This window comes from Streptomyces sp. NBC_01257 (genome assembly GCF_035917255.1).
Lineage (GTDB): Bacteria > Actinomycetota > Actinomycetes > Streptomycetales > Streptomycetaceae > Streptomyces.
Genome location: NZ_CP108472.1, coordinates 4862563 through 4881106, shown reverse-complemented (window position 1 = coordinate 4881106; position 18544 = coordinate 4862563). Strand labels below are relative to the sequence as shown.

The 18544-nt window shown below is 66.7% G+C and carries 12 protein-coding genes and 3 rRNA genes; 11 read left to right on the top strand and 4 right to left on the bottom strand.

Annotated features, from left to right (window positions below; all coding sequences use genetic code 11):
- Positions 1-292 precede the first annotated feature (292 nt).
- From OG408_RS21000 to OG408_RS20970, 7 genes are all read left to right on the top strand, one after another.
- Positions 293-1012 (top strand): DUF402 domain-containing protein, encoded by a 720-nt coding sequence (locus OG408_RS21000; protein ID WP_326671326.1) that lies wholly within the window; start codon positions 293-295, stop codon positions 1010-1012.
- Positions 1013-1291: 279 nt separating this feature from the next.
- A complete protein-coding gene (locus OG408_RS20995) occupies positions 1292-1600 on the top strand; it encodes a hypothetical protein (protein WP_018101695.1) in 309 nt (102 codons plus the stop codon).
- Between the two features lie 183 nt (positions 1601-1783).
- A complete protein-coding gene (locus OG408_RS20990) occupies positions 1784-2647 on the top strand; it encodes a hypothetical protein (protein ID WP_326671324.1) in 864 nt (287 codons plus the stop codon).
- On the top strand, positions 2637-3992 hold the full coding sequence (locus OG408_RS20985) for a hypothetical protein (protein ID WP_326671323.1): 1356 nt from the start codon (positions 2637-2639) through the stop codon (positions 3990-3992). Before OG408_RS20990 ends, OG408_RS20985 begins: the two co-directional genes overlap by 11 nt.
- Positions 3989-5539, top strand: coding sequence for an SCO6880 family protein (locus OG408_RS20980; RefSeq protein ID WP_266780628.1), 1551 nt, complete (start codon positions 3989-3991; stop codon positions 5537-5539). Before OG408_RS20985 ends, OG408_RS20980 begins: the two co-directional genes overlap by 4 nt.
- Positions 5540-5581: 42 nt before the next feature.
- Positions 5582-7000, top strand: a complete 1419-nt coding sequence (locus tag OG408_RS20975; protein ID WP_266780626.1) for an ATP-binding protein — start codon at positions 5582-5584, stop codon at positions 6998-7000.
- Position 7001: 1 nt separating this feature from the next.
- Complete coding sequence (locus tag OG408_RS20970; RefSeq protein ID WP_326671320.1) at positions 7002-8525, top strand: type VI secretion protein; 1524 nt, start codon at positions 7002-7004, stop codon at positions 8523-8525.
- 26 nt (positions 8526-8551) lie between these two features.
- Here the strand turns inward: OG408_RS20970 and OG408_RS20965 are convergent, their stop codons facing one another.
- The gene (locus OG408_RS20965; RefSeq protein ID WP_285569329.1) at positions 8552-9109 is read right to left on the bottom strand and encodes a GNAT family N-acetyltransferase; all 558 of its coding nucleotides are present in this window, start codon (positions 9107-9109) and stop codon (positions 8552-8554) included.
- Positions 9110-9272: 163 nt separating this feature from the next.
- On the opposite strand from OG408_RS20965, the gene OG408_RS20960 reads away from it, so the two are divergent.
- The 4 genes from OG408_RS20960 to OG408_RS20945 are packed head-to-tail and all read left to right on the top strand — an operon-like array spanning position 9273 to position 12987.
- Positions 9273-10205 carry an ATP-binding cassette domain-containing protein gene (locus OG408_RS20960; protein WP_326671318.1) on the top strand — a complete coding sequence of 311 codons (933 nt, stop codon included), beginning with the start codon at positions 9273-9275 and terminating at the stop codon, positions 10203-10205.
- Positions 10202-11011 carry an ABC transporter permease gene (locus OG408_RS20955; protein ID WP_285569334.1) on the top strand — a complete coding sequence of 270 codons (810 nt, stop codon included), beginning with the start codon at positions 10202-10204 and terminating at the stop codon, positions 11009-11011. Before OG408_RS20960 ends, OG408_RS20955 begins: the two co-directional genes overlap by 4 nt.
- A 54-nt stretch (positions 11012-11065) precedes the next feature.
- Entirely contained in the window at positions 11066-12325 is a 1260-nt protein-coding gene (locus OG408_RS20950) for a sensor histidine kinase (RefSeq protein ID WP_326671316.1), read from the top strand.
- Positions 12322-12987, top strand: coding sequence for a response regulator (locus OG408_RS20945; RefSeq protein WP_266780614.1), 666 nt, complete (start codon positions 12322-12324; stop codon positions 12985-12987). The genes OG408_RS20950 and OG408_RS20945 overlap by 4 nt, the downstream gene beginning before the upstream one ends.
- Positions 12988-13071: 84 nt before the next feature.
- Here the strand turns inward: OG408_RS20945 and rrf are convergent.
- The 3 genes from rrf to OG408_RS20930 form a co-directional block, all read right to left on the bottom strand.
- Positions 13072-13188 (bottom strand): 5S ribosomal RNA (gene rrf, locus OG408_RS20940).
- A gap of 79 nt (positions 13189-13267) precedes the next feature.
- Positions 13268-16392, bottom strand: a 23S ribosomal RNA gene (locus OG408_RS20935).
- Positions 16393-16692: 300 nt separating this feature from the next.
- A 16S ribosomal RNA gene (locus tag OG408_RS20930) occupies positions 16693-18218 on the bottom strand.
- Together the 16S, 23S and 5S rRNA genes form the textbook arrangement of a ribosomal RNA operon.
- Positions 18219-18544 lie beyond the last annotated feature (326 nt).

Genomic DNA, 18544 nt, shown 5'->3' with positions numbered 1-18544 from the left:
CCCGTGGTGCCGGTGCGCGTGGTCCCGTGGTGCCGGTGCGCGTGGTCCCGTGGTGCCGGTGCACGTGGTCCCGTGGCAGCCGGGTCCGGGCACCGTCGGAGGAGCTCAGCGACCCGATCACGCAGCAGGCGCTCGGCACCCAGCACCTCATGGCCTCCGTCGAGGGCTTACTGCGCCGCCCGGTCTGCCGCTCCGCGTCCCCCCGCGTGCCAGGGCGCAGGGCCTGCCGACGACCGGCGGGACCTGCGCCTTCCACGTGTCCGACGCACGCACCGCGGGCATGATCAATCACATGAAAACCGACAAGCAGGACGTCGCGAACAACCGCACGAGCAGCGAGAAGGGACGGATCCTGCACTGGAACTTCTTCATAGGCGGCCATCTGAGCGCCTCCGTACCCGTGCGCCTCGTCGAACGCACGCCCGAGGGCCAACTGGTCTGGATGGAGACGGGCACCCCGATGTGGCGCACCGCCCTCCCGCGCGGCGCCACCCACCTCCGGGACATCGCACCGCACGAGCGCCCCGCCGAGGGCTATCCCGTCGTCGCCGACCGGTGGCCGATGGGCGACGCGCTCTTCTACCAGCCGGCCGGGGCCGCGCACTCCGTCCTGTGGCTCTTCGGCCGCAGACAGAAGTTCCGCGGCTGGTACGTCAATCTGGAACGGCGCGTCCACCGCGGCGACGACATCGACATCACCGACCACGAACTCGACATCAACGTGGCACCGGACCGGACCTGGTGCTGGAAGGACGAGCAGTCCTTCGCGGAGAAGACCGGCCATCCCGCGTACTGGACGGCCGAGGAAGCCGTGGCCATCAGGACCGAGGGAGACACCGTGGCCCGGCTCGCCGAGGCCGGAACCTTTCCCTTCGACGGCTCCTGGTGCGATTTCCGGCCGCCCCCGGCCTGGACGACCCCACCCAGACCCCCCGTCCCCCGCCACCCACTCCTAAGCCCGTCGACCGTCCCGACCTCCCCGACCTCCCCGGCCTCCCAGCAGAACCTCTGATGGGTGCGGTTCGAGCCCAGTTGCGAGTCTCGGTCAGGGTGGCGTGATGGCGATCATTGCCCGGCGTCACCCTCCGTGATACACAGAGTAACCATACGCAAATCACTCACACACCGATTCGATCCGCAGGTCAGGGCGGTCAGACCGGTCAAATGTACGAGATCCGGGTAAAGAGAGCCGTCAAGTCGTCGTACGAGAGCAGTTTCATCAGCGAAGATAGAGGGTGACCCGTGCCGTGCGGTACGGGCGCCGAACTACCCAACAGGGGCGGTGACTTACATGATCCTGGCAGCTGAAAAGGGCGACATCACCACCATCATCGGCGGAATCGCCCCGAACTGGGGGCCGTTCGGGACCCTCGGCAACGAGGCCCGCGTCATGATCGAGGTCGTGATGGCGATCGCGATCCTGCTCTGTCTCGGCATCGCGGTCTGGGGAGCGGCGAAGCAGCGCATCGGCGCGACGGCCCTGCGTGACACGTTCAGTGCGGAACAGGGCAAGGGGCTGATCGTCGCCGGCCTGACCGGTGTGTTCATCATCGGATCGCTGGGAACCTTGTTCACCATCGTCTACGGGATGGCCGTCTAACCAGCCGTCGGCCCGCTCCCCGGGGCAGTCCCGCCCCACCTCCCACCATCCGTCCGTCGTGCCCACCGGCAGAGGTTGCGTCTCCCTGATGTCGAGTCACCACACCGCGTCCGCGCGGAAACCAGCACGGCTACCGTCGTACCACGAGGCGGTTCAGGCAACGGTTGAGGGGGCGTACGCGGCATGAGTCTCGACGACGACGGCTACGGCAACGACTCGGGGCGCTCCGGTGACGGCTACAGCACCATCGGCGGCACCCGCCAGACCCGTACCCGCCTCCCCGACGGCGAGGGCGGCGACGGCTACGGCCCCCGCCGCCCGGCCCGCAGCTCCCGCTCGCTGGTCACGGTGGTCGGCGTGATCGTCCTGCTGCTCGGAGCCATCGCATTCGCCAACATGGGCGGGGACGACGGGGACAAGGGCGGCACCTCGGGAAACAACGGCACCCAGGCGGGCACGTCACCGACGGCGGCTACGGGGACGAAGCCGGTGACGGGAAAGAACGGCGAGATTCCGTCCGGATTCGCGCACGATGAGCAGGGGGCGCAGAGCGCGGCCTCCAACTTCGCGGTGGCGCTCGGCTCTGCCGACATGTTCACGAAGACCAGCCGCCACGTGATCGTGGACAGCATCTACACCTCTGCGGCCGCGGCCAAGCTGAAGGCTCCTCAGGATGAGGCGTACTCAACGACCTTCCTCCAAAAGCTCGGTCTCGATGCCGATGGGAACGCACCGCAGGGCAGCACATTCGTGTCGAGAACGATCCCGGTAGGCACCAAGGTGGAGTCCTTCAGCGGCGATACGGCGAAGGTCTCGGTCTGGTACACGGGGCTGATCGGCATGTCTGGTGCCGGATCCACCGACCCTGTCCGCACCTCCTGGAAGACCTGGACCGTCGAGCTCTCTTGGACGGATGAAGGCTGGAGGGCTGTGAGTGACACGCAGAAGGATGGACCCGCACCCGTCCCGGGAGACGTCGCTGCTTCCAGCTCTGATGAGATCAGCAAGGCCGTCGAGGAGTACGGAGGCTTCACTTATGCCAGGTAGCCCTCGATTTCGCGCGCGCTCGATCGTCACCACTCTGGCCGCCGTACAGACAGCCGTTGTCATCTTCTCGGCGCGAGCCTTTGCCGCACCCTCACCGTCGCCGTCCCCGAGTCCGGCCAACAAGGCCTGCGACCTGCTCATCGGACCGGCCAAGCAGTACTGCGAGGACGGCGACTCCGCCCCCAAATCCAACGCCCCCGACAGCGTCGACCCCGCCCTCGACCCCCTCACCTCCCTCGGCCGCGGCTGCGCCGACGCCGCGGCCTGGATCGTGGGCAAGCTCAGCGAAGCCGTCAAAAGCACCGCGAACGTCGACTTCACCAACACCCGCTTCCTCCAGCAGTACGCGATCGTCTTCGCCGCCTCCACCGTGCTGACGCTCGTCCTGTGGCTGCTCGCCGTCGCCAAGCGGGCGATCCGCGGCGTGCCGCTGACCACCGCGATCTCCGAGGCCATCGGCTTCCTCTGGCTCACCGTGCTCGCCTCGGCCTTCACCCCGCTGATCCTCTACACGATCGTCTCCGCCACCGACGGCGTCACCGAGGTCATCGCCTCGTCATCCGGCGGGCAGACCGACGTCTTCTTCGGGTCGTTCGCCGAGGCGCTCAAGAAGGACTCCGACATCGGCGGCGGCCCGATCATGCTGATCGTCGTCTCGCTCGTGTCGATCCTCGCCGCCGGAATCCTCTGGCTTGAGCTCGTGATCCGCGCCGCCCTGCTCTACGTCGGCGCCCTGCTCGGAACCGCCGTGTACGCGGGGCTCGTCGACAAGAACATGTGGGGACACGTACGCCGCTGGGCAGGCATCATGATCGCGGTGATCATGGTGAAGCCGGTCATCGTCATCGTGCTCGGGCTGGCCGGCGCACTGTCATCGGACGACGGGCCCGACGCGTTCTCGGCCGTCGTCTCCGGGCTGGCCATCATCCTGCTGGCGATCTTCGCCTCCGGCATGATCTACCGCTTCGTCCCCGGCTTCGGCGACGAGATCCAGGGCGCCCGCACCAACCGCAAGCAGGCCACCGACGGCTCCCAGGCCGCCGCGATGATCAGCTCCCCCGCCGCTCTCGTCTCGCAGGGCATCAAGACCCACAGCAGCCGCGGCGGCGGCCAGGACGGCGGCAGCAACAGCGGCGGCGGACGGCCCGCCAACCCGGTCAGCGGCGGAGTCGCCGCGCACAGCTCCCGCAACTCCGGGAGCGGGGTCGGCGGCGGATCTGTCCCCTCCGCCGCACCTCCGCCCCGCAGCGGTTCGGGCCCCACCTCCGGCACCCCGCACAGCAGCCGCGGCTCGCGCGGATCAGGCAGTTCAGGTAACAAGAGCACAGGAGGTGGCGGGCGTTGAGCACGCAGTCCCATCCGATCGCGCCCCGCCGTACGTATCTCATCGGCCGGGCCCGGCCGAACGCGATGGTCGGCAAGAACCGCGAGACCGGCGAGATCGCCCTGATCATCGCCGGGGCGTTCCTCGGCATGATGAGCGGACTCCTCGTCCCGGTCCTGTCGCTGCGGATCGTGCTGCTCACCGGCTTCCCGATGCTCGCCCTGGCGATCGTCTACGTCCCGTACAAGCACCGCACGTTCTACAAGTGGTTCGAGATCAACCGCAGCTTCAAGCGCTCCCTGCGCCAGGGCACGGCCTACCGCTCCTCCGCCATGGAGGCCGGCGTCAGCGCCGACGGGCGCGAGGTCGAGATCGGGCCGCCTCCCGGCATCGGCCGGATCAACTGGCTGGCCGCCCCCTTCGGCCCGGACGAGATCGCCGTACTGCTGCACGCCGACCGCCGCACCGTCACCGCCGCGATCGAGATCGAGGGGCCGGGCGTCGGGCTGCGCGACAGCGAGGACCAGGAAGCGCTCGTCGACCGCTTCGGCACGCTCCTCAAGCACGTCGCGAACGGCGACGGCTTCGTGACCCGCATCCAGATGCTGGCCCGCACCCTGCCCGCCGACCCCGACGCGCACGCCAAGGACGTCGCCCAGCGCGGCGACAAGGCCTCCCCCGGCTGGCTGCAGGAGTCCTACGACCAGCTCCAGTCGATGGTCTCCACCTCCAGCGAGCAGCACCGCGCCTACCTCGTCGCCTGCATGGAGTTCGACCGCGAGCTCGCCGCCGAGGCCAACGCCATGGCCCGCGCCGCCCGCCCGCACGCCGGACGCAAGCTCGACCGGGACGCCGGGCTCGCCGTCGTCATGGCCCGCGAGCTCACCGACATCTGCGCCCGCCTCGCCGAGGCCGACATCAGGGTGCGCCAGCCGCTCGGCCAGAGCCGTCTCGCCTCCCTCGTCCATTCCATGTACGACCCCGACCACCCCATCGACCACATCCAGGCCATGACGAAGCGCAACGCCTGGCCGGCCGAACTGGACGCGGTCGAGCCCACGTTCCTCCAGGCCAAGACCCGCGAGTCCTCCACCCGCGCCCCCTGGTGCCACTCCACGGCCTGGGTGAAGGAGTGGCCGATGACACCCGTCGGCGTCAACTTCCTCGCCCCGCTCCTCGTCCACACGCCCGACGTGATCCGTACGGTCGCGGTCTGCATGGACCTCGAACCCACCGAGGTCGCCATCGAGCGGATGCTCACCGAGAAGACCAACGACGAGGCCGAGGCCAGCCGCCAGGCCAAGATGAACCGCACCGTCGACCCCCGCGACATCGCCGCCCATGGCCGGCTCGACCAGCGGGGTGAAGATCTCGCGAGCGGCGCGGCCGGGGTGAACCTCGTGGGGTACATCACCGTGTCGTCGCGTTCCCCCGAGTCCCTCGCCCGCGACAAGCGGACGATCCGGGCCTCGGCCGGCAAGTCGTATCTGAAGCTGGAGTGGTGCGACCGCGAGCACCACCGCGCGTTCGTGAACACCCTGCCGTTCGCCACCGGCATCCGCCGCTAGCCCCGCACGACCGAGAGAGACGAAAGGGAGGTCGGTCACGCCATGCGAGATCCGCTGTCCGCGTTGTCGGACGCCTTCACCGCCTTCCTCTTCGGGAAGGTGGAGACGACCCGGCTGCCCGTCCGCACCTCGACCGGACAGGCCCAGGCGGTCTACCTGCCCACCGCCGCCCCCGGCCTCGGCGACTCCGGCGTGATCATCGGCCGCGAGGTGTACTCCGGCAAGGGCTACATCTACGACCCCTTCCAGCTCTACGGCCAGCAGCTCCCCGCCCCGCACTGGCTGGTACTCGGCGAGTCCGGGAACGGCAAGTCCGCGCTGGAGAAGACCTACGTGCTCCGCCAGCTCCGCTTCCGCGACCGCCAGGTCGTCGTCCTGGACGCCCAGGGCGAGGACGGCGTCGGCGAATGGAACCTCATCGCCCAGGAGCTCGGCCTCACCCCCATCCGCCTCGACCCCACCTCCGCGCTCAACGGCGGCATCCGGCTCAACCCGCTCGACCCGGCGATCACCACCACCGGGCAGCTCGCGCTGCTGCGCACCATCATCGAAGTCGCCATGGGACACGGCCTCGACGAACGGTCCGGCTTCGCGCTGAAGGTCGCGCACGCCTATGTGAACGAGACGAAGACCGAACGGCAGCCCGTCCTGATGGACATCGTCGACCAGCTGCGCCACCCGGAACCGGAATCCGCCGAGGCGATGAACGTCGACATAGACGACGTACGGGCCTGGGGCCTGGACGTCGCCCTCGTCCTGGACCGGCTCGTCGACGGCGACCTGCGCGGCATGTTCGACGGACCGACCTCCGCCGACATCGACCTCGACGCCCCGCTGATCGTCTTCGACCTCTCCCACATCGACCGCAACTCCATCGCCATGCCGATCCTGATGGCGATCGTCGGCGTCTGGCTGGAGCACACCTGGATCAGGCCCGACCGGAAGAAGCGCATCTTCCTGGTCGAGGAGGCCTGGCACATCATCAACTCCCCGTTCGTGGCGCAGCTCTTCCAACGGCTGCTGAAGTTCGGCCGCCGGCTCGGTCTCTCGTTCGTCGCCGTCGTCCACCACCTCAGCGACGTGGTCGACGGAGCCGCGGCACGGGAAGCTGCGGCCATCCTGAAGATGGCCTCGACCCGCACGATCTACGCCCAGAAGGCCGACGAGGCCAGAGCGACCGGCCGGGTGCTCGGGCTGCCCCGGTGGGCGGTCGAGATCATCCCCACGCTCACCCCCGGCATCGCCGTCTGGGACGTCAACGGGAACGTACAGGTCGTCAAACACCTGATCACCGAGGCCGAACGGCCTCTCGTCTTCACCGACCGCGCCATGACCGAGGCCTCGGCCACCGATCTCCTCCCGGAGGACGTACGCGCCGCCGAGCTGGAGGCGGAGCAACGCGCGGCGCGGATCGAGAACCAGCAACGGCTGAACGAGTCGTCCGAGTCAACGGTGGCATGACATGGCGGGTGCGGGGCGCGGTGACGTACGCGGCGGTGGCAACGGGAGCGGCGGCATCCCCGACGGGCTGCTGATCGGCCTGCTGGCCTTCCTCCTCGGCCTGACCCTCCTGGCCTGGTCGGCCACCGGCCTGGCCGGCCTCCTCGCCCACGGCGGCTGGCCGGACGGCGTCACGCTCGCCGAGACCCCGCTGGCCATGCGCCGCCTGGTGGAGGCACCGCACGACCTGCCGGCCGCCTGGCCGACCACACCCGCCGGCGAACTCTCCGGATACGGGCTTTTCTGGGGCCTGTTCATCGGCGAACTGATGGTGCTGGTGGTGCTGTCGGTGTTCGCGATGGGCGTGGTCGCCCGCTGGCGCGGCGTCCGGGCCCGACAGCGCGCCGAACGGCTGGAGCCACGGATCGAGTCCCCGCAGGAGTACGCGTACGAGGAACGGCCCGCTACCCGCCGGCCGGAGCCCACACCCACGCCCGCCAACCACAGGCCGGAACCCACGCCCGCGTCCCCGCCCGTCACCGAACAGGCGGCCGCCCCGGACGACACCGCCCTCCCGCTGGCCGCCCTCCCGCCCGTCGTCCCCGCCCCGCGCACCCCGCTCGTCCTCTACGGCCCCGCCGCGACCCGCCGGCCCACCGCCGTCCAGGCCATCCGGGAGGCGGACGGGCCCGTGCTCGTCGTCACCTCCGACCCCAGCGTCTGGGCCGAGACCAAGGACGCCCGGGCCAAGCTCGGCCCGGTCCTCGTCTACGACCCCGGCCACCTCTGCGACACCCCCGCCCGGCTCCACTGGGCCCCCACCGCCGACTGCGAACAGCCCGACCGTGCCGCCGCCCGCTCCGCCGCGCTCCTCGCCCCCGTACGGCCGCAGTCCCGCATCGACGCGGCGACGGCCGACACCGCCGAGACCCTCCTGCAGTGCTGGCTGCACGCCGCCGCCATCGACGGACGCCCCTTCCGCCAGGTCCACCGCTGGGCCCTCGGCGGCAGCGCCCACGAACCGGTGCGCCTGCTCCGTACGCACCCCAAGGCGGCCTCCGGACTCGCCGGACTCCTGGAGTCCGCGCTGACCGCCCACCCCGAACGCCGGGAGATGGCGCAGGAGCTGACGGTACGGGCCTTCGGCGCACTGTCCTCGGTCCACATCCGGGAGGCCTGCACACCGAATCGAGCCGATTCGCTCGCGCTGGCATCTTTCGCGGACGAGGGGGGCAGCCTCTATGTGGTCGGTGAACCCATCGAGAACCCCCGCTCGGGCCCAGGGGCCATGCCCCTGCTCACCGCGCTCGCCGCAGACGTGGTCGAGCACGGCCGCCGCATGGCCGCACGGTCATCCGACGGCCGGCTCGACCCACCAATGACGCTCGTCCTCGACGACGTCGCCGCCGTGGCGCCGCTGCCCCGGCTGCCGGAGCTGCTGGCCACCGGCGAGGACCAGGGCCTGCCCGTCGTCGCCCTGCTCCGCTCCCCCGAGCAGGCCCGCGCCCGCTGGACCCAGCAGCTCCAGACCCCGACCACCCTCTGACAGCCGCGCGCCCCGTCGTACGCACGTCAGGGGCGGGGCACCGCGTACTCCAGCTCCCGGGCCGTCGGGTCACCCGGCATCGGCACGGTCTCCCCGGTCGGCACGAAGCCGATCCGGCGGTAGACGGCCGCGGCCCGCGGATTGTCCTCGTGCACATACAGCCGGACCCGCTCGATCAACGGCTCGCCCAACGACCACGCCCAGTCCGTACCGGCCCGGAACAGTTCCTCGATCAGCCCCCTGCCCCGCGCCTCGGGCCGCACGAACACACCGACCACATGGGCCTGGTGCACCACGGCAGCCCCGCCGAACACCGCGTCCCCGTCGGGCCGCTCGATCAGCACACTGACCGTGCCCGCCCAACTGCCGTCGGATCCCTCGGCGACGAACTGCCGCACCCCGCCGGCCCCGTCCTCCGAAGCGCCGAGCGTGCGCTCGCGCCAGAAGTCGTCGGTGCGCTCCAGGCAGGTCTCGTACGTCTCCAGGAACGCCACCGGAGCCGCCGGGTCCCGCAACGCGGCCAGTCGGAGTTCCTTCGCCTGCTGCCACTCGTCGGCACGCACCGGCCGTATCACGTAGTCCATGCACCGATCCTGACCTGCGCTCCCGCGCCACGCAATGTGATTCCCGCCCGATCCGGCAGGTCCGCGGCGGTGGCCGCCGCGTCGTACCCCGGTACTACGCCCGTCGCCACATCCCGCCCCCGGTCCGACGCCCCGCGCCCGCCCGCTCCGTAGCGTCGGCCGCATGATCAGGGCATACGAACTCACCAAACGGTACGGCGGCACGACCGTCGTCCAGGACCTCGACTTCACGGTCCGGCCGGGCACCGTCACCGGCTTCCTCGGCCCGAACGGCGCCGGGAAGTCCACGACCATGCGGATGCTCCTCGGCCTGGACGCCCCCACCCGCGGCCGCTCCACGATCGGCGGACGCGCGTACGCCACCCACAGCGCACCCCTCACCGAGGTCGGCGCCCTGCTGGAGGCCCGTTCCGTCCACCCCGGCCGGACCGCCTTCCACCACCTGATGGCCCTCGCCCACACCCACGGCATCCCGCGCAGCCGCGTCGAGCACGTCCTCGACCTCGCCGGACTGACCGGGGTCGCCGGAAAACGCGTCAAGGGCTTCTCGCTCGGCATGGGCCAGCGGCTCGGCATCGCCGCCGCACTGCTCGGCGACCCGGCCACCCTGATCCTGGACGAGCCGGTCAACGGCCTCGACCCGGAGGGCGTGCTGTGGATCCGCAACCTGCTCAAGTCCCTCGCCACCCAGGGCCGCACCGTCCTCGTCTCCTCGCACCTCATGAGCGAGATGGCCCTGACCGCCGACCACCTCGTCATCATCGGACGCGGCCGCCTCCTCGCCGACACGACCGTCGCCGACTTCGTCGCCACGGCGGGCGGCAGCGCCGTCAAGGTCGTCACCTCCCAGGCCCCGGCCCTCAGCGACCTGCTGCGCGGCCCCGGCATCGACATCAGCGGCGCGGCAGGCCCGGACCAGCTGGAGGTCCGCGGCACGGACGCCGCCCACATCGGGCGCGTCGCCGCCGCCCACGCCATTCCCCTCCACGAACTCACGCCCCGCACCGCCTCCCTGGAGCAGGCGTTCATGGATCTCACCCAGGAGTCGGTCGAGTACCGGATCACCGCCCCCGAACCGACCGGAGCCCTCGCATGACCACCGCCACGCCCACCGCCGCCACCACCGGCGCACCGCCCCGCTACCGCGTCACCCCGGCCCGCGTCCTGCGCTCCGAGTGGCACAAGCTCCGCACCCTGCGCTCCAGCTGGATCACCCTGGGGTCCGCCGCCGCGCTCGTCCTCGCCGTCGGACTCGTCATGGGCATCACCTACACGTCCGACGGCGGCGACTCCGACGTCGACACGGTCATCCTGGTCCTCTACGGCACCACTCTCGGCACGCTCTGCACGGTGGTGCTGGGCATCCTCGTCACCGCGGGCGAGTACTCCTCCGGCATGATCCGTGCCTCGCTCACCGCGGTACCCCGCCGGCTCCCCGTCCTGTGGGCCAAGGCGGCCGTCTTCAGCGCCACCGTCCTCGGCGTCATGCTGACGACCTCCCTGCTCACGTTCGTCGCCGCCCAGCTGTTCCTCCACGACACGGACCAGGCCGCCTCCCTGACCGACCCCGGCGTGCTCCGCGCCGTGGCGGGCAACGCCGTCGGCACCACCCTCCTCAGCCTCATCGCCCTGGGCCTCGGCGCCCTGCTCCGCTCGGTCCCCGGCGCGATCGGCGCCTTCATCGGCGGCGTGATGGTCCTTCCGGAGGTCCTCGGCATGCTCCCGTACGACGCGGTGGAGACCGCCATCCGCTACTTCCCGACCCAGGCCGCCGGAGTCCTCGGTTCCGCGACGCCCCTCCCCGACGCCGCCCCCGCCGGCGGGGCCCTGCTCGCCCTCCTCCTGTGGTCGGCGGCCACACTGATCGCGGCGGCCGCGCTCCTGCGCCGACGCGACGCATGACGCAGCCGGGACCGGTCTCGATGACGGACGCGAGGAAGTACAGGTGATGCACGGGTGACGGACCACGGCACGGGCCGCTCCACGACGGGCGCCTTCCCGCTCACCGGTCACATCCAGCGGCTGCTCCAGCGCGTCCGCGCGTACGACCGGCGACGGCCGCTGGTCTGGGACGGGCTGCTGGCCACGTTCTGGGTGCTGTTCGCGGTCCTCGACGTCTCGTCGGGCGGCTGGCGCACGGTCGCCGTGGACCGGAGCGTGCCGGCGCCCCTGGTGCTCGTGATGAGCGTGGCGTTCTCAGCCCCGCTGCTGTGGCGCCGCAGTCATCCGCTGGCCGTGCTGGTGTTCATGGCCCCGTTCTCCCTGGTCAACGTCTGGACGGGGGCGGTCATCCAGGCCGCCTTCCTCCAGGAGATCGTCGTCTTCAACATCGCGCTCCGGCAGCCGATGCGCACCCTGGCGTGGTCGGGCGGCATCGTGCTCGCCCCGCTGGTGATCGGCGCGGGTCACTTCCCGGACGACTGGAACCGCCTCTTCGTCCCGCATCTGTACGCGTTGGCGTTCGCGTCCCTGGTCGGCATCGTGGTGCGTACGCGCAAGGAGTACACGGAGGCCCTCGTCGACCGGGCGAACCGGCTCGAACTGGAACGCGACCAGCAGGCCCGGCTCGCGGCCGCCGCCGAACGGACCCGGATCGCCCGGGAGATGCACGACATCATCGGCCACAACCTCTCCGTGATCACGGGCCTCGCGGACGGCGGCGCCTACGCCGCGGCCAAGAGCCCGGAACGGGCCGCCCAGGCCCTGGACGCCATCGGCACCACCAGCCGCCAGGCCCTCGCCGAGCTCCGCCGTCTGCTGGGCGTCCTGCGGGACGCTCCGGACCGGGCCGACCGCACCCCGCAGCCCACGCTCGACGACATAGACGCTCTGCTCACCGGTGTACGTGCCGCCGGGCTGCCCGTACGCCTGCACCGCCACGGCACACCGCCGGCCGTCCCGCCCACCGCCGGACGGCAGCTGACGGTCTACCGGGTGGTGCAGGAGGCGCTGACGAACACCCTGAAGCACACGGCCACGGTTCCGTCCCTGGCGGCGGAGGTCACGCTGACCTACCGTGCGACGGAGTTGGAGGTCCTGATCACCGACAACGGCACCCGCCGCCCCGGGACCGGGGCGCCGGACGGCACCGGCCAGGGCATCACGGGCATGCGCGAGCGCGCTTCCCTGTACGACGGCACACTCGAAGCCGGCCGGTCCGTCACCACGGGCTGGCAGGTCCGGCTCCTACTCCCCCTGGAGGACTCCCTCTCGTGACGACCGTGCTGATCGCGGACGACCAGGCCATGCAGCGCTTCGGTTTCCGCATGCTGCTGGAGAGCCAGGACGACATGACGGTCGTCGGCGAGGCCGCCAACGGCCACGAGGCGCTCCAACTCGTCGCCCGGCACCAGCCGGACGTCGCCCTGATGGACATCCGCATGCCCTTGCTCGACGGCATCGAGGCCACCCGCCGCATCATCAGGACGGGCTCCCGCACCCGCGTCCTCATCGTCACCACGTTCGACCTGGACCGCTACGCGTACGACGGTCTGCGCGCCGGAGCCAGCGGCTTCCTGATCAAGGACGCGCTGCCGGAGGAGCTCCTCTCCGGGGTACGGGCGGTGGCCAGCGGCGACGCGGTGGTCGCCCCGAGCCTGACCCGCCGTCTCCTGGACGCGTACGTACAGCACTTGCCGGCCGTTCCCGGCGGACCCGCGACCCCGGACGCCCGGATCGCGAAGCTCACCGACCGGGAGAGAGAGATCCTCACCGTCATCGGCCGCGGCTGGACGAACTCGGAGATCGCCGAACGTCTCCACCTGGCCGAGTCGACCGTGAAGACCCATGTCTCGCGCATTCTCGCGAAGACCGGCGCCCGGGACCGCGTCCAAGCGGTCATCCTGGCGTACGACACCCACCTGGTGACCGCCGGCTGAAAGGCCCTGCACACAGAGTAAGGAGCCGTAAACGCGGAAAAGCCCCGTGCCACAAGGGCACGGGGCTCAACCATTCTAAAAGGAGTTCGGCGGCGTCCTACTCTCCCACAGGGTCCCCCCTGCAGTACCATCGGCGCTGAAAGGCTTAGCTTCCGGGTTCGGAATGTAACCGGGCGTTTCCCTAACGCAATGACCACCGAAACACTATGAAATTAACCAACACCGGAACAAAACACGGCCGTTCGTTATTTCAGAACTAACACAGTGGACGCGAGCAACTGAGGACAAGCCCTCGGCCTATTAGTACCAGTCAGCTCCACCCGTTACCGGGCTTCCACATCTGGCCTATCAACCCAGTCGTCTACTGGGAGCCTTAACCAATCAAGTTGGTGGGAATACTCATCTCGAAGCAGGCTTCCCGCTTAGATGCTTTCAGCGGTTATCCTTTCCGAACGTAGCCAACCAGCCATGCCCTTGGCAGGACAACTGGCACACCAGAGGTTCGTCCGTCCCGGTCCTCTCGTACTAGGGACAGCCCTTCTCAATATTCCTACGCGCACAGCGGATAGGGACCGAACTGTCTCACGACGTTCTAAACCCAGCTCGCGTACCGCTTTAATGGGCGAACAGCCCAACCCTTGGGACCGACTCCAGCCCCAGGATGCGACGAGCCGACATCGAGGTGCCAAACCATCCCGTCGATATGGACTCTTGGGGAAGATCAGCCTGTTATCCCCGGGGTACCTTTTATCCGTTGAGCGACAGCGCTTCCACAAGCCACTGCCGGATCACTAGTCCCGACTTTCGTCCCTGCTCGACCCGTCGGTCTCACAGTCAAGCTCCCTTGTGCACTTACACTCAACACCTGATTGCCAACCAGGCTGAGGGAACCTTTGGGCGCCTCCGTTACTCTTTAGGAGGCAACCGCCCCAGTTAAACTACCCATCAGACACTGTCCCTGATCCGGATCACGGACCCAGGTTAGACATCCAGCACGACCAGAGTGGTATTTCAACGACGACTCCACAACCACTGGCGTGGCCGCTTCAAAGTCTCCCACCTATCCTACACAAGCCGAACCGAACACCAATATCAAACTATAGTAAAGGTCCCGGGGTCTTTCCGTCCTGCTGCGCGAAACGAGCATCTTTACTCGTAGTGCAATTTCACCGGGCCTATGGTTGAGACAGTCGAGAAGTCGTTACGCCATTCGTGCAGGTCGGAACTTACCCGACAAGGAATTTCGCTACCTTAGGATGGTTATAGTTACCACCGCCGTTTACTGGCGCTTAAGTTCTCAGCTTCGCCGACCCGAAAGTCAGCTAACCGGTCCCCTTAACGTTCCAGCACCGGGCAGGCGTCAGTCCGTATACATCGCCTTACGGCTTCGCACGGACCTGTGTTTTTAGTAAACAGTCGCTTCTCGCTGGTCTCTGCGGCCACCCCCAGCTCAGGAAGCAAGTTCCCTCACCAGTGATGGCCCCCCTTCTCCCGAAGTTACGGGGGCATTTTGCCGAGTTCCTTAACCATAGTTCACCCGAACGCCTCGGTATTCTCTACCTGACTACCTGAGTCGGTTTAGGGTACGGGCCGCCATGAAACTCGCTAGAGGCTTTTCTCGACAGCATAGGATCATCCACTTCACCACAATCGGCTCGGCATCAGGTCTCAGCCTTAATGTGTGACGGATTTACCTACCACACGGCCTACACCCTTACCCCGGGACTACCACCGCCCGGGCTGGACTACCTTCCTGCGTCACCCCATCGCTTACCTAGTACAAGTCTGGTTCGTCGGCTCCACCACTACCCTCAACTCCGAAGAGATCGGGCCGGCTTCACGGACTTAGCATCGCCTGATTCAGTATTGGGCGTTTCAAAGCGGGTACCGGAATATCAACCGGTTGTCCATCGACTACGCCTGTCGGCCTCGCCTTAGGTCCCGACTTACCCTGGGCAGATCAGCTTGACCCAGGAACCCTTAGTCAATCGGCGCACACGTTTCTCACGTGTGTATCGCTACTCATGCCTGCATTCTCACTCGTGAACCGTCCACAACTCGCTTCCGCGGCTGCTTCACCCGGCACACGACGCTCCCCTACCCATCCCAGCAGGCGTTGGCCCTTAATGCTGGAATGACACGACTTCGGCGGTACGCTTGAGCCCCGCTACATTGTCGGCGCGGAATCACTTGACCAGTGAGCTATTACGCACTCTTTCAAGGGTGGCTGCTTCTAAGCCAACCTCCTGGTTGTCTCTGCGACTCCACATCCTTTCCCACTTAGCGTACGCTTAGGGGCCTTAGTCGATGCTCTGGGCTGTTTCCCTCTCGACCATGGAGCTTATCCCCCACAGTCTCACTGCCGTGCTCTCACTTACCGGCATTCGGAGTTTGGCTAAGGTCAGTAACCCGGTAGGGCCCATCGCCTATCCAGTGCTCTACCTCCGGCAAGAAACACACGACGCTGCACCTAAATGCATTTCGGGGAGAACCAGCTATCACGGAGTTTGATTGGCCTTTCACCCCTAACCACAGGTCATCCCCCAGGTTTTCAACCCTGGTGGGTTCGGTCCTCCACGAAGTCTTACCTCCGCTTCAACCTGCCCATGGCTAGATCACTCCGCTTCGGGTCTTGAGCGCGCTACTAAATCGCCCTATTCGGACTCGCTTTCGCTACGGCTTCCCCACACGGGTTAACCTCGCAACACACCGCAAACTCGCAGGCTCATTCTTCAAAAGGCACGCAGTCACGACGCACCGAGTAAACTCGATGCGCGACGCTCCCACGGCTTGTAGGCACACGGTTTCAGGTACTATTTCACTCCGCTCCCGCGGTACTTTTCACCATTCCCTCACGGTACTATCCGCTATCGGTCACCAGGGAATATTTAGGCTTAACGGGTGGTCCCGCCAGATTCACACGGGATTTCTCGGGCCCCGTGCTACTTGGGTGTCTCTTAAACGAGCCGTTAATGTTTCAGCTACGGGGGTCTTACCCTCTACGCCGGACCTTTCGCATGTCCTTCGCCTACATCAACGGTTTCTGACTCGTCTCACAGCCGGCAGACTATGAAAAAGAGATCCCACAACCCCGCATGCGCAACCCCTGCCGGGTATCACACGCATACGGTTTGGCCTGATCCAGTTTCGCTCGCCACTACTCCCGGAATCACGGTTGTTTTCTCTTCCTGAGGGTACTGAGATGTTTCACTTCCCCTCGTTCCCTCCACACTGCCTATGTGTTCAGCAGCGGGTGACAGCCCATGACGACTGCCGGGTTTCCCCATTCGGACACCCCCGGATCAAAGCTTGGTTGACAGCTCCCCGGGGCCTATCGTGGCCTCCCACGTCCTTCATCGGTTCCTGGTGCCAAGGCATCCACCGTGCGCCCTTAAAAACTTGGCCACAGATGCTCGCGTCCACTGTGCAGTTCTCAAACAACGACCAGCCACCCATCACCCCACCCTTACAGGCGAGTTCACTGGGGCCGGCAACCGAAGGACGACCTTTACGGCCGTACCTTCAGATACCCAACAGCGTGCCCGACCCGACCGATCACCCTCACGTTCCACGCCGAAGCAGTACTAGTGAAAACAACCTGTCGTGCCGAATAGTCAACGTTCCACCCATGAGCAACCAGCACCGAACATTCGCCGGTGTACTGGCCTCTGACCGAACCGAAGTCCGGTAAGAAGTGCTCCTTAGAAAGGAGGTGATCCAGCCGCACCTTCCGGTACGGCTACCTTGTTACGACTTCGTCCCAATCGCCAGTCCCACCTTCGACAGCTCCCTCCCACAAGGGGTTGGGCCACCGGCTTCGGGTGTTACCGACTTTCGTGACGTGACGGGCGGTGTGTACAAGGCCCGGGAACGTATTCACCGCAGCAATGCTGATCTGCGATTACTAGCAACTCCGACTTCATGGGGTCGAGTTGCAGACCCCAATCCGAACTGAGACCGGCTTTTTGAGATTCGCTCCGCCTCGCGGCATCGCAGCTCATTGTACCGGCCATTGTAGCACGTGTGCAGCCCAAGACATAAGGGGCATGATGACTTGACGTCGTCCCCACCTTCCTCCGAGTTGACCCCGGCAGTCTCCTGTGAGTCCCCATCACCCCGAAGGGCATGCTGGCAACACAGAACAAGGGTTGCGCTCGTTGCGGGACTTAACCCAACATCTCACGACACGAGCTGACGACAGCCATGCACCACCTGTCACCCGACCACAAGGGGGGCCGTATCTCTACGGCTTTCCGGGCGATGTCAAGCCTTGGTAAGGTTCTTCGCGTTGCGTCGAATTAAGCCACATGCTCCGCTGCTTGTGCGGGCCCCCGTCAATTCCTTTGAGTTTTAGCCTTGCGGCCGTACTCCCCAGGCGGGGAACTTAATGCGTTAGCTGCGGCACCGACGACGTGGAATGTCGCCAACACCTAGTTCCCAACGTTTACGGCGTGGACTACCAGGGTATCTAATCCTGTTCGCTCCCCACGCTTTCGCTCCTCAGCGTCAGTAATGGCCCAGAGATCCGCCTTCGCCACCGGTGTTCCTCCTGATATCTGCGCATTTCACCGCTACACCAGGAATTCCGATCTCCCCTACCACACTCTAGCCTGCCCGTATCGACTGCAGACCCGGGGTTAAGCCCCGGGCTTTCACAACCGACGCAACAAGCCGCCTACGAGCTCTTTACGCCCAATAATTCCGGACAACGCTTGCGCCCTACGTATTACCGCGGCTGCTGGCACGTAGTTAGCCGGCGCTTCTTCTGCAGGTACCGTCACTTTCGCTTCTTCCCTGCTGAAAGAGGTTTACAACCCGAAGGCCGTCATCCCTCACGCGGCGTCGCTGCATCAGGCTTTCGCCCATTGTGCAATATTCCCCACTGCTGCCTCCCGTAGGAGTCTGGGCCGTGTCTCAGTCCCAGTGTGGCCGGTCGCCCTCTCAGGCCGGCTACCCGTCGTCGCCTTGGTAGGCCATTACCCCACCAACTAGCTGATAGGCCGCGGGCTCATCCTTCACCGCCGGAGCTTTTAACCTTCCCCCATGAGAGGGAAAGTATTATCCGGTATTAGACCCCGTTTCCAGGGCTTGTCCCAGAGTGAAGGGCAGATTGCCCACGTGTTACTCACCCGTTCGCCACTAATCCACCCCGAAGGGCTTCATCGTTCGACTTGCATGTGTTAAGCACGCCGCCAGCGTTCGTCCTGAGCCAGGATCAAACTCTCCGTGAATGTTTTCCCGTAATCGGGTAGACACACACGAGAGCGGAACGGTCAGGTCGGAATAAGACCGACCGTTCACTGTGTCCTCGCTGTGTTCATTGCCTACCAGGTCGGTAAAGACCTGGTAGGACTTTCAAAGGAACCTCGAACCTGCCGAAGCAGGTCGGGGTATCAACATATCTGGCGTTGACTTTTGGCACGCTGTTGAGTTCTCAAGGAACGGACGCTTCCTTTGTACTCACCCTCTCGGGCTTTCCTCCGGGCGCTTCCCTTCGGTCTTGCGTTTCCGACTCTACCAGACTCTTTCGTGTCCGATTCCCGGTCGAAGCGGGCCT